Source organism: Pseudohongiella sp., assembly GCF_011050365.1.
In the GTDB taxonomy this organism is placed as follows: domain Bacteria; phylum Pseudomonadota; class Gammaproteobacteria; order Pseudomonadales; family Pseudohongiellaceae; genus Pseudohongiella.
The window spans coordinates 115,250-128,033 of record NZ_DRFV01000006.1 but is presented as its reverse complement, the minus strand read 5'-3'; the positions used below and the strand labels follow the sequence as shown (position 1 = coordinate 128,033).

At 52.5% G+C, this 12,784-nt stretch carries 9 protein-coding genes; 5 read left to right on the top strand and 4 right to left on the bottom strand.

Going from position 1 to position 12,784, the window contains the following annotated elements; all coding sequences use genetic code 11:
- The first annotated feature begins 310 nt into the window (after positions 1-310).
- The 4 genes from ENH71_RS04745 to ENH71_RS04730 are packed head-to-tail and all read left to right on the top strand — an operon-like array spanning position 311 to position 4,848.
- Entirely contained in the window at positions 311-1,681 is a 1,371-nt protein-coding gene (locus ENH71_RS04745) for a cytochrome ubiquinol oxidase subunit I (protein ID WP_294130480.1), read from the top strand.
- Between the two features lie 4 nt (positions 1,682-1,685).
- The gene (locus tag ENH71_RS04740; RefSeq protein WP_294130481.1) at positions 1,686-2,684 is read left to right on the top strand and encodes a cytochrome d ubiquinol oxidase subunit II; all 999 of its coding nucleotides are present in this window, start codon (positions 1,686-1,688) and stop codon (positions 2,682-2,684) included.
- Positions 2,685-2,702: 18 nt separating this feature from the next.
- Positions 2,703-3,575, top strand: coding sequence for an MBL fold metallo-hydrolase (locus ENH71_RS04735; RefSeq protein ID WP_294130482.1), 873 nt, complete (start codon positions 2,703-2,705; stop codon positions 3,573-3,575).
- 34 nt (positions 3,576-3,609) lie between these two features.
- Positions 3,610-4,848, top strand: a complete 1,239-nt coding sequence (locus ENH71_RS04730; RefSeq protein ID WP_317622346.1) for an NAD(P)/FAD-dependent oxidoreductase — start codon at positions 3,610-3,612, stop codon at positions 4,846-4,848.
- A 27-nt stretch (positions 4,849-4,875) separates the two neighbouring features.
- Here ENH71_RS04730 and ENH71_RS04725 read toward each other — a convergent pair whose 3' ends face one another.
- The 4 genes from ENH71_RS04725 to ENH71_RS04710 form a co-directional block, all read right to left on the bottom strand.
- Positions 4,876-5,418 carry a VIT1/CCC1 transporter family protein gene (locus ENH71_RS04725; RefSeq protein WP_294130483.1) on the bottom strand — a complete coding sequence of 181 codons (543 nt, stop codon included), beginning with the start codon at positions 5,416-5,418 and terminating at the stop codon, positions 4,876-4,878.
- Between the two features lie 118 nt (positions 5,419-5,536).
- The gene (locus ENH71_RS04720) at positions 5,537-7,984 is read right to left on the bottom strand and encodes a bifunctional diguanylate cyclase/phosphodiesterase (RefSeq protein ID WP_294130485.1); all 2,448 of its coding nucleotides are present in this window, start codon (positions 7,982-7,984) and stop codon (positions 5,537-5,539) included.
- Positions 7,985-8,275: 291 nt separating this feature from the next.
- Complete coding sequence (locus tag ENH71_RS04715; RefSeq protein WP_294130488.1) at positions 8,276-8,911, bottom strand: response regulator; 636 nt, start codon at positions 8,909-8,911, stop codon at positions 8,276-8,278.
- On the bottom strand, positions 8,908-10,827 hold the full coding sequence (locus tag ENH71_RS04710) for a sensor histidine kinase (protein ID WP_294130489.1): 1,920 nt from the start codon (positions 10,825-10,827) through the stop codon (positions 8,908-8,910). Before ENH71_RS04710 ends, ENH71_RS04715 begins: the two co-directional genes overlap by 4 nt.
- A gap of 361 nt (positions 10,828-11,188) precedes the next feature.
- On the opposite strand from ENH71_RS04710, the gene ENH71_RS04705 reads away from it, so the two are divergent.
- Positions 11,189-12,769: a methyl-accepting chemotaxis protein gene (locus ENH71_RS04705; protein ID WP_294130491.1), complete on the top strand. Its 1,581-nt coding sequence runs from the start codon at positions 11,189-11,191 to the stop codon at positions 12,767-12,769.
- The last annotated feature ends 15 nt before the right edge of the window (positions 12,770-12,784 follow it).

Below are 12,784 nucleotides of genomic sequence, written 5' to 3'. Positions count from 1 at the left end.
ACAAGCCCGCCTGTCAGCCAGTGCGGGAAATCGCCCGCCAGTAATTGCCATAATTGACAAGGTTTTTGCCATATATGGCAGACCCATGATAACTCACTGGGCTCTCACGCTATTTTTTTCGCTTCCGAACGCCTATTTAAACGTTTATAAACATAACGTTACCGCACCAAAACTGGTGCCGGACAAGTCTGGCACGCCAACTGCAATGACCCCACTAACCATACAATTGACACAGACACCTTTACTGTTGCGAGAGTTAGCATAGTATCCATGACAACCATCCACTTATCGCGCCTGACAGGAACGCAGCATGCCTGACATCGATCCGTATATTCTGGCCCGGGCACAGTTTGCCGCCAATATCAGTTTCCATATCCTGTTCCCTTCAATCACGATGGGGCTGGCCTGGATTCTGCTATTCTTTCGCCTGCGCTTCACAACAAGCGGCGACAAACACTGGGAGCACGCCTATCATTTTTGGGTCAAGATTTTTGCCCTGTCGTTTGCTATCGGTGTGGTGTCCGGCATCACCATGAGCTTTCAGTTCGGCACCAATTGGCCAGGGTTTATGGAAAGAACCGGTAATATATCCGGACCCCTGCTGGGTTATGAAGTCCTGACCGCCTTTTTTCTGGAGGCGACTTTCCTGGGCGTGATGCTGTTTGGCAAGAACCGGGTTTCCAATAAAGTGCACCTGTTGGCATGCGCGCTGGTCGCTGTCGGCACCTCCCTGTCAGCATTCTGGATTCTGAGTCTGAATTCCTGGATGCAGACACCGACCGGGTACACGATTGAAAACGGTGTTTTTTACGTCGACAGCTGGACTGCAGTTATCTTTAACCCGTCCTTCCCCTATCGCCTCGCCCATATGATGACAGCCACCATGTTAACAGCCGCCTTTCTTGTCATGGGTGTCAGCGCCTGGCGCATGAAACAAAAGGTCGACGGCCCGGGTACCGCTAAAATTTTCAAGGCCATGGCGGTTATGGCCATGATTTTTGCCCCCTTGCAGGTTGTGATTGGCGACCTGCATGGCCTCAACACACTGGCACACCAGCCTGCCAAGATTGCCGCCATTGAGGGCGTCTGGGAAACCGAACGCGGCGTGCCATTTACAGTATTCGGCTTTCCGGATGAAGACACTCGCACCACCCGGTTTGCGCTGGAAATACCTTACGCCGCAAGCTGGATACTGACGCATGACATAAATGGCGAGGTTCGTGGTCTGAACGAGTTCGAGGGCGAACATCCGCCGGTCGCCATCGTATTCTGGTCCTTCCGCGTCATGGTAGGCATTGGCATGTTGATGATACTGGTTTCCTGGTGGGCCGGCTGGGAGCTGTTCAAGCGCAAACAGAAACCCAGTACCTGGCTGTTGAACGCCGCCTCGTGGATGACTTTCTCCGGCTGGGTTGCAGTCCTTGCCGGCTGGTACGTCACCGAAATCGGACGCCAGCCATGGATTGTTCATGGCCTGCTGACCAGTGCCGAGGTAGTTGCTGACCACTCCAGCGGCATCATGCTGAGCACATTCACCGGCTACATGGCACTGTACGTATTCATTCTGGTGTCGTACATCGCTACCTTGCGCTACATGGCCACAAAGCCGGCAGCATCATTGCTGGCCATGGATCAGGTGCCGGGACAAGCAACACACCAACAACCGGCCAAAGGAGCATAAGCACATGGATCTCGACTTCTGGTTACCTTTGTTTTTTGCCGGCGCCATGGGTTTGGCACTCTTAATCTATGTGGTGCTTGATGGCTACGATCTCGGTATCGGGATATTGCTGCCGTTCGCCGAGGACAGCGAAAAAGACATCATGATCGCCGCCATCGGTCCGTTCTGGGATGCCAACGAAACCTGGATCGTACTGGGCATCGGGATTCTGCTGATCGCCTTCCCGCAGGCACACGGACAAATTCTGACTGCGATGTACATTCCCGTGACCTTGATGCTGATGGGATTGATCCTGCGCGGTATTGCGTTTGATTTTCGCGCCAAGGCTATCGCACATAGAAAAGACATGTGGAACGCTATCTTTGCTATCGGATCACTTATAACTGCGGTATCACAAGGGTGGATGCTCGGAACCTATATCACCGGCCTGGGCCAATCCGGTATCAGTTATCTGTTTTCGGTGCTGATTGCGGTAACACTGCCGGCACTTTACATCCTGCTGGGATCAGCGTGGTTACTGATAAAAACTGAAGACGAACTTTTTGACAAGGCACTGGGCTGGGCAAAAAAATCAATTCTGCCCATGGGCGCCGCGTTATTGCTGGTATCGCTTGCGACACCTCTGATCAGCGAGACGATCGCAGACAAATGGTTCAGCTTCCCCGAAGGCCTCAGGCTGCTGCCGATTCCACTGCTAAGCATGGCAACTTTCGCCGGTTTACTGTGGCTACTGTCTGATCAAAAGACCTTACGCTCGGGCCGGGAGTGGCTGCTTTACGCCGGCCTGATCCTATTGTGTGTACTGGCGGCACTGGGCCTGGCCTACAGCATTTTGCCGGACATCATCATCGGCCAGATGACCATATGGGAATCAGCTTCCAGCACAAAATCATTGCTGTTTACTTTTTGGGGTACCGCAATTGTGCTGCCGGCAATCATCGCCTATACATTTTTTGTATACCGAATTTTCTCCGGCAAAGCTACCGCACTTACTTACGAATGATAGACCGAGGAGTGACATATGAACCAGAAAACCAAGCCTGATGTATTTCCGTTCTTCGACAAACAGACCTCGACTTTCTCTTACATAGTCAAGGACCCGACATCATCTGCATGCGCAGTGATCGACTCGGTACTCAATCTGGACTATAACTCCGGCCGCACCAGCCACACATCGGCCGACGAGATCATCGAGTATATTCGCAAACACCAGCTACAACTGGTGTGGATCATAGAAACACATGTCCACGCGGACCACTTGTCAGCTGCGCCCTACATTCAGGAGAAACTTGGCGGCAAACTGGGTATCGGTTCGCACATAGCCACTGTGCAGGACGTTTTTGGTAAAGTATTCAACGCAGGCACCGAGTTCGCCCGTGACGGATCGCAGTTTGATCATCTGTTCAAAGATGGAGACAGCTATGAGATCGGCGCTCTGACCGGCAAGGCCATTCACACCCCGGGTCACACACCGGCCTGTATGACACATTTGATCGGTGATGCCGCATTCGTCGGCGACACCCTGTTTATGCCCGATGGCGGCACCGCCCGCGCAGACTTCCCGGGTGGCGATGCAAGGGTCTTATACCGCTCCATCAGGAAGCTTCTCAGCCTGCCTGGGGAAACACGTCTGTTCATGTGCCATGATTATCAGCCGAATGGCCGCGAAGTCGAGTATGTCACCACCGTGGCAGAAGAGCGTGCCAGTAATATTCATGTACATGACGGCATCACTGAAGACGACTTCGTGGCCATGCGCGAGGCACGCGATGCCACACTGGACATGCCGGTTCTCATACTGCCGTCGTTACAGGTTAATATGCGCGCAGGTCATTTCCCGCCCGCAGAAGACAACAACATCGTGTACCTGAAGGTACCGGTTAACGCACTTTGATACACAACCCAAAGCAACTGACGAGGCCAAGTCGATGAACCACAACGAAACGCAATACGATGTTCTGATTGTTGGTGCTGGCGCTGCCGGTATTTCGGTAGCATCCAGCATACTGTCGCGCCACCGCGGCTTACGCATGGCTTTGATTGATCCGGCTGAAACGCATTACTACCAGCCCGGCTTCACCATGATAGGCGGCGGCATATTTAACAGTGAAGAAGTAAAACGCCCGATGCAGTCGCTGATACCAGCGGGTGTCACTTGGATCAGGGCTGCCGTAGCCGAATTCCGACCGGACGACAATACCGTGGCGCTGGAAGATGGCACCTGTATCGCCTATGAACGCCTGATCGTATGCCCGGGCCTCAAACTGAACTGGGAGGGCATTGAAGGCCTGACCGAAACACTGGGCCGCAACGGCGTCACCTCTAACTATCGCGCAGACCTGGCGCCCTATACCTGGGAGCTGGTCAAGGGGTTAAAAAGCGGCAAGGCGGTCTTCACACAGCCACCGATGCCAATAAAATGCGCGGGGGCCCCGCAAAAAGCCCTGTACCTGTCTGGTGATCACTGGTTCAGCAATGGCATGATCGACGATGTCAATATTGAATTCTACAACGCCGGCGCCGTGTTATTCGGGGTCAAGGAATATGTCCCGGCATTGCAATCCTATATAGACAGATACAAGGCCAGGGTCCACTATTCCCACAAGCTGGTTAAAGTCGATGGCGAACGCAAGCTGGCGTGGTTCGAGACCGCATCTGCCGACGGCGCGGTCAACACAGTTGAGACCAGCTTTGACATGCTGCATGTGTGTCCACCACAAACAGCACCGGACTTTATCCGTAACAGCCCACTGGCCGATACCGCCGGCTGGGTTGACGTGGACCCCGGCACTCTGCGACACACCCGCTACGCCAATATCTGGGGTTTGGGGGATGTCACCAACACATCAAATGCCAAGACTGCCGCTGCCGTGCGCAAACAGGCGCCGGTGGTTGCCGCCAATATTGTTAATGACATCAAAGGCAATTCACAACGATATGAATATGACGGCTATGGCTCTTGCCCACTAACCGTTGAACGCGGAAAGATTGTCCTGGCCGAGTTCGCCTATGGCGGCAAACTGAGCCCGACACTGCCCGTGTGGTTGCTTGACGGCACCAAACCCACCGCACTGGCCTGGCACATGAAAAAAAGCATGCTGCCGCCACTTTACTGGCATGGCATGTTGAAAGGACATGAGTTGCTGGTCAAGCCGATTGCAGGTTAAGTCAGTTAGTCCAGTGGCTGGTATCAATCACAACGCGATACCACCGTCTGCCAACAGGGCACCCAGTGCGCCCACGCCGTAGGCAACGCCTGCGGCGAGCGCACCCACCAAAAACATTTCCAGGCCGGCACGCAACGCAGGCAGGCTTGCCGCCAGGCCTCGACCGACACCGACCAGAAATAACATGAAGAGAGTCGTTGCCGCTGCGAGGGCAAACCGGTAATCGCCTGCAACCGGAAGTAGATAGGCCAGAAGTGGCACCAGGCCGGGGACCACAAAACCCAGGAAAGTCACCGTTGCGTGGCGTGCGGCATGCCTGCGGCTGGTCTGGGACTCACCACCAGCAGGCGTGCGCTGGGCAAGATAGTTGCTGGTAGCCATGGAAAACGCATCCGCGAGCAGTGATGAAAAACCAAGGATCAGAACCACTGTCGCGGACAGGCCGGCACCGGTCACCCCTGCGACGATGGCAAAGGTCGTGATCAGGCCATCATTGGCACCGTAGACCATATCTGGCAAAAAGTGGCGCAGAAATCGTCTGCTTTTAACACTGTCCTCTGTACCAGGCATCAGCATCCCCTTGCATTACCGGAAGGTTAAACACTGCTAACCATACCTTTTGTCGGGGCACTTTGACACAGGCCGTTAACTGGCATCGGTGCATGAGGACCTGCAACCAATACCGACGTCAATCACCACTCAGTTTTTCGACATCATGCGTACCTGCCAGCAAGACCGTGCATTCAGCGCCGGTCAGCGCCGGATTCATTAACCAACCCTGAATCACATCGCACCGGCTCAACCGCAGTATTTCCAGTTGCTCAGCCGTTTCAACACACTCGGCCATCACCTCAAGGTCCAGGCTCTTCGCCAGATTGATCAATCCCGAAACCAGCGCAGCGCTTCGGGTATTGTCATGAAGATCATGCATGAAGCTACCGTCGATCTTCAGTGTATGCAATGGGAAAAGCTGCAGTGACGCCAGTGAGGAATAACCGGTGCCGAAATCGTCGATGGACATATGTACCCCGAGAGCAACCAGCTGCCGCAAGGTGCTGACCACCATGTCAGACTCATCCATCAGTGCTGTTTCCGTAATCTCCAGCCCGAGTAAATTAGGTTGAATGCCGTGGGATTGGACGATTTTTCGAACCGTTGCCAGCAACACATTATGCTGCCTGAAATGCAGTGCTGATACATTAACAGATATCCGGGTTGGCAGACCAAGGTCAGACCAGATACGAATCTGTTCAGCAGCGGTTTCTAAAACCCAGTCCGTCAACGGCATGATCAAGCCACTGGCCTCAGCGACCGGGATGAAAACATCCGGAGAAATCCAACCAAGGTCAGGATGGTGCCATCTCAACAAAGCCTCAAACCCAACAATGGCGCCATCAGAAACACTGTATTGAGGCTGATAGTAAAGTTGCATCTGACGCTCTAACATGGCTTCATTGAGCCAGGTTCTGAGCTTTTGTGACTCCTGTTGATGAAGCCCCATGCTCTCATCAAACATACAAACGGCACTGCGGCCCATAAGTTTGGCGCGATACATGGCGATATCAGCGTTGCTCAGCAGGGTTTCGGCATCCTGTGCATGTTGCGGGAAGCAAGCAATGCCGATGCTGGCACTGATGTGGAATTGCTGGGGACCAATAATGAACGCATTCTTCAGGGGCGTCATGATCTTATCGGCAATTGCCTTGACTGCCTCAGGTGCCTGTCGACCGGTCACCAACACAACAAACTCATCACCGCCGAAACGAGCGACGCTGTCCCCCTCACGCAGTGCCCGGGTGATACGCTTCGCCGCCATGACCAACACCCTGTCGCCCATTGAATGGCCCCAGCCGTCGTTGACTTCCTTGAAATTGTCCAGGTCAACCATCAACAGAGCGCACCCACCGTGGTAGCGCCGGGCATGGATCATAGCTAGATCCAAGCGATCCTGCATCAGCGCGCGATTCGGCAAGCCGGTCAATACATCATGCGTCGCCCGGTGTCGCATTTCATTTTCCATGCGCTGGCGATCGGATACATCCCTTATGAAAGCGGTTACCTGAGTACCATTTTCCGCTTCATGTGAACCAAGCGCTATGTCTACGGGTATCTCCCGGCCATCCTTATGTCGTCCAGCCAATCCTTTGGTAGTTGACATCGGCCGCCCTACAGGTGACAACTGATACCCTTCGCGTAACTGGGTATGCCGCTCGCGCGTGGATATCGGCAACAGCATTTCCACGGGAGCGCCAACCAGTTCGTTCCTGTGGTAACCAAACATTTCTTCCAGTTGATGATTGATAAAAACAATCTGGCCACGCTGATTTACACCAACGATAGCGTCTGGTGCATGCGCCAATAGCTCATCATTCTGCCGGGCGTAACTCTTGACCGCCCGATGAGCTTCAAGCAAGCGATCAACAGGCAATCGAACGCTGTCCATGAACACGGCACGATAAAGATAAATAAAGGCGAGAGCTTTATAAACATGTCCAACAACGGCATTGAGCTCTTGCCCATACCCATTAACGAGGAAAAAGCTCTCCCCGATCGCCATCAGCAACACAGAAAGCATGAGCGATGGCTGGCGCTGAACCATCTTTTGCCGCGTCCGGTTCCAGGTAACCAGCAATGCTGTCAGCATCAGCGCCACCACCAGCAGTTCCATCAGAATGCCGAATACCGTAAATCCGGTATCAACAGCAAACAAAGAGGGCAATATTCGAGGGTAGAATAGTGTCAATCCACCCACCATCACGATTAAAATCAATGTCACAGTCAGGTAGCGATAACGCGAGGGTCTGGACGATGTCAGAACCTGCCGCGGCGACAACACATACACCAGCAGTGCCGCGACCGCAGTGACGCGGGCAAACAGCCAGAAGAGATTTGATTTTTGTAATGAGTTCGCAGTGATGAAATCCGGCATCCCCTGGGAAGACAACAGATGTGCCGCGTCGAACATGGCAACCGCCAGGAAACCACATGCCAGTAACACCGATGCACGCGGACGACTGACATCCAGCATATGCCAGCCGACTATAAAAATGCAGGCAGCAACAACAACCGAGAACAATTCGATTGCCGCATGAAAAGCAACATAGAAATGAGACGGTATGACGGGCCCAATATCCATGACAATGAGCACGGCCCACAACGGCACGCCCAGGGCAGCGCAAATACACCCTACGCTTAAAATGATAGATCTTATTTTATTTTCTCTCTCGTCCGTCCGGGTCATCCAACAAACACCTCGGCATTTAGTACTCGTCCGCTTCGTCGGATGCCTTGTCGACCAACAAAACGAACCGAATATGTTCCGGCAAATCCGTACGTCGAAAAATCAGCGATCACAACAAAAAGCAGTAAGCAGTCGCTCATTTTCGGATCAGTATTCCCTTACAGCAAGCGGCTTGCGATCGTTTCCTCAGCCGTCTATCAGGTCAAACTTGACGGCGTAACGCACCAGTTCACTGATTGACGTCATGGAAAGTTTCTGCATGATTCTGAACTTGTGGGTACTGACAGTTTTTGGCGATATATGAAGATTGTCGCCAATCGTACTTAGCGGAAGTCCGTTTACCAGCAACAGAAATATCTGATGTTCGCGAGCAGAAAGGCGACGATGCAGTTCTTGCCCTGGCGCCTGGGGCTCCTCAAGCATGAGTCTGGCGCCTAGTGCCGGATGCAGGTAATGTTTGCCTGCCAGGCAGTGGCGAATCGCGGAGATGATCATGTCCGGATCACTGTCTTTGGTCAGGTACCCTTTGGCACCAGCCTTGATAGCCTTCGTCGCGAGATGGCTGTCGCTATACATCGAAAATACCACCAATGGCAAATCTGGCCACCGTTCACTCACGCTACTGATCAGATCAATGCCACTGGGACCTGGCATGCTCATATCCAGCAACAAAAGATCAATGTGCTTGTTTGCAAGGTAGTCGAGCAGTAGCCAACCGTCCGACACTTCGCCTGCCACCTTCATATCTGGTGTCAGTGCCAGTACCCGGGACAGACCCTGGCGAACGATGGCATGATCATCAGCAAGCAGAACCTGAATCATTGATGACGATCTCCAGTGCCCGTGCCCGACTCCATCGGGATGATCACGCTTAACGTCGCACCTCTACCCACCTCACTGTCGATAATCGTGGTTCCTCCATAAATCAACGCTCTTTCTCTTATACCCATCAAACCGAAATGTCCGAATGATTTAACGCAGGCAGGCTCAAAACCCACCCCGTTGTCGGTGACGCTAAGAAACAACTCGCGTTTGTTGATGGCAATACGCACAGTCAATTGCGATGCGTTAGCGTGCCTGAGTACATTCGTCAGGGACTCCTGCAACACGCGAAAGGCTGTGGTGGTTCGCCCGGCGTCAAGCAGGCCATCGCTTCCATTTACCAGCAGATTGCAGCACAACCCGGTTCGTTGCTGAATGCTATCCAATAGCCACTGCACTGCCGATACCAATCCGGCATCAAGGGCTAGCGGGCGCAACCTGGTTGCAACGTCCCGCACGGCGCTGATATTGGCATCTATCCCCGCTTTTACGTTGGCCAGCATCTCTGTCAGCTCAGGATCAACATCACTAAAACGCTTCTCGATCAAAGATGCATCCAGACGCAGAACTGTCAATTGCTGACCCATCTCATCGTGTAGCTCCCTCGCAATGCGGGCTCTTTCCTGTTCACGGATATTTTCCTTGTGCTCCGCCAACCGACGTACCTGATCTCGCGACTCACGCAATTGCGCTTCTTTGACTTTTAGCTCGGTAATATCCTGCACAGTGCCAATGCCGCTGGTCAGCTTCTGATCCTCATCGACCTTCAGGTCTGCCCGTTCCCGCACCCATTTGACTGCGTTGTTGACCACTATCCGATGCTGGATATCGTATTTCCTCCCTGTCAGGGCAAGATCCCAGCTTCGCAATACATGTTGACGATCTTCGGGATGCACGGCGGCGATAAAATCATCAAACGTGACGGGTGTCGTCGGTGCCAGACCGAATATCCGGTAGCATTCTGCGGACCACTCCAGCGCACCGCCGGGCAGCAGTATGCGCCAGCTCCCCAGTTGTGCCTGAGACTGCACCTGGCCGATTTCTGCTGCTCGCGCGCGCAGCTCTTTCTCATTGGCAACACGCCTGTTCACACACATTACGATCGGTCTGTATATCGCCGTGAGACCGATACCAAACAAAAACAACAAGACCGCAAACGCAGCACCGCTTCGACCTTGTAAGACGAGCTCCCTGGTGGCGCTCAGTTCCACTACCAATAATACACTCAGGAAGAGCGTAATTCCGGTAAAAACACTTTGGCCGGGATGGGTCGTTTGCCAATCGCTGAAAATCTGACTTCTAAAAATCCGATATCCAATAGCCATACCGGACAGCACCAGGAGAAAAAGCGTCGCCAGAGTCACAGCATCGGCAGCCTGACTGGCTGAGGAAAAGAATGTAAACCGCGCCACTTCCTCTGTAAAACCGCCAAGCGCAAGTGCTGTTGCAAGCCCACACCCAATGGCACTGACCATGGTGGCGACCAACGTTTGACGACGTAACAACAATGCTGACAGTGACAGGCAGAATACGATTGATGCCGTTACATGTGACATATGTCCCGGCCACGCTTGAGGGTAAGATTGAATGTTTAGCAGATCGGGCACCAGGCCATCTTGAGAATACAGCTCCAGCGTCGAATCGAATAACACCAATATCGATGTTAACAGGGCAAACAGATACAGTATTCGCGTGATGTGACTCGAACGATCAGACAACATCATTGCCATACCAATTGCTGAAATTGCCACCGCTGCATTCTGCCATACCATTGAAACGCCTGAGGGCGACGATTTCAGTAGTGGCGAAACCAAAATCTGCATCAGCAGGATGATACAAGCGGAGAAAAAAACAACGAAGCCAATTGTCCCGGTGATCGACATCCTGGCCAATAATTTATCAACAACATCTGTCATTTATACTCATATACGAAATTTTTAAAAACGCTAAATTAGACTTTTTAAATTAATTTTGCAAAGTAAATATTTGTCAAGAATCGTAGATACCATTTACGAATCGTCTCCACTTTGATTTGCATCAACTAATGAATAAATGAGTCGTTGACGCATTTCTTTGTAGTCTTTCCCTGATACCGAATATGTAATTCCTGACGCTTCCTCCGGCATATACGCCACATCCAGCGCCGCACATATCAGGCTAGATTGATTCTGTGTTATGCGACTAAATATTAGATCCAACAGCCGATTACAAGGGTTACCAAAACTTAAAATCCATGCGTTTTTTAACACAATAAAAACTGATCGAGAGGATTTTTTCATGCGCAAGAATATGCCGATAACCGGTCGCTCGATTGAATTACCTCAGAACGCCAATATCCTGTCGACCACCAACACGCAGAGTCATATTACCTATGTCAATCCTGACTTCATTACAATCAGCGGATTTGAGGAACACGAACTAATCAAGCAACCGCACAACATCGTTCGGCACCCGGATATGCCACCGGCCGCTTTTGAGCATATGTGGGCAACACTGAAAAGCGGACAGTCCTGGATGGGGCTGGTGAAGAACCGATGCAAAAATGGTGACCATTACTGGGTCAGCGCTTATGTCACGCCGATCCAGAAAGATGGCGCCGTTGTCGAGTACCAGTCTGTTCGCACCAAACCGGAACAATCCAAAGTGGATGAGGCCGAAGAACTGTATAAGAAATTGCGACAGAACAAAAAGGTCAAGGTGTCCCGGGATCGAATCGGTTTTCAGGGTAAAATATTTCTGGTCATTCAGGCTGCATTACTCGTGGCATTCTCTGTACTCGTACCCTTTACCTCTACCGGCATTCTCAATGCGGCACTATTATTTACAGTGAGCTCGCTGCTTTGCTGTGCCGGCGTGTTCATAATGCTCACCCCGCTACGAAAACTGGCCGGGGAGGCCCTTGATATTGCCGACAATCCTTTAAGCCAGTTACTTTATACCGGGCGTACCGATGAAATTGGTCAGATCGACTTCGCCTTGCGCATGCGACAGTCCGAAACCGGCGCCGTTATCGGTCGAATAGGTGATGCCTCGCGCTTGCTGAAAAAACTGGCAGAAGATTTGCTCACCGAGATCGACGGTAGCAATAAACTGACCGGGCAGCAGCAAATGGAGACCGAACAGATAGCAACGGCGGTTAATCAGATGGTAGCGAGTATTCAGGAAGTGGCCAGTAACGCCCAGAATGCCGCCACCGCAGCAGAACATGCAGATCAGGAAACTACCAAGGGTCAACAGCTGGTGACAGGTGCAAGCAAAGCTATCACGATCCTGGAGAATGACATTACGCAGGCGACGGCCGTGATCAATCAGCTGGAAACGCACAGCATCGACATATCCAAGGTCCTCGATGTCATCCGGGGAATCGCCGACCAGACCAACCTGTTGGCTCTCAACGCCGCCATTGAGGCAGCGCGTGCCGGAGAACAGGGACGTGGGTTCGCCGTCGTTGCCGACGAGGTGCGCGGTCTTGCTGCACGGACCCAGCAATCCACTTCCGATATTCAGGACATGATTACCGTCCTGCAGGACGCTGCAAAATCCGCCGTCGCTGTCATGGAAAGAAGCAATACTCAAACCCGCGCCACCGTAGAACAGGCACAACAAGCTGCTGATGCGCTGACGGGAATTGGTCAGCGGGTCAATGAAATAACCGATATGAATATGCAGATTGCCGGTGCGGTAGAGGAACAAAGCATGGTCAGTGAAGAGATCAACCGCAGTATTGTGCGCATTTCGGACACATCAGAAAAGAACGTAGACACTGGCCAGACCAATCGGGCACGGGCGCATGACGTGTCTCAGCTCACCGGGTCACTGCATGAACTGGCTGCACAATTCTGGGCCAAGCAACGCTGACAGCAACTGCGGAAG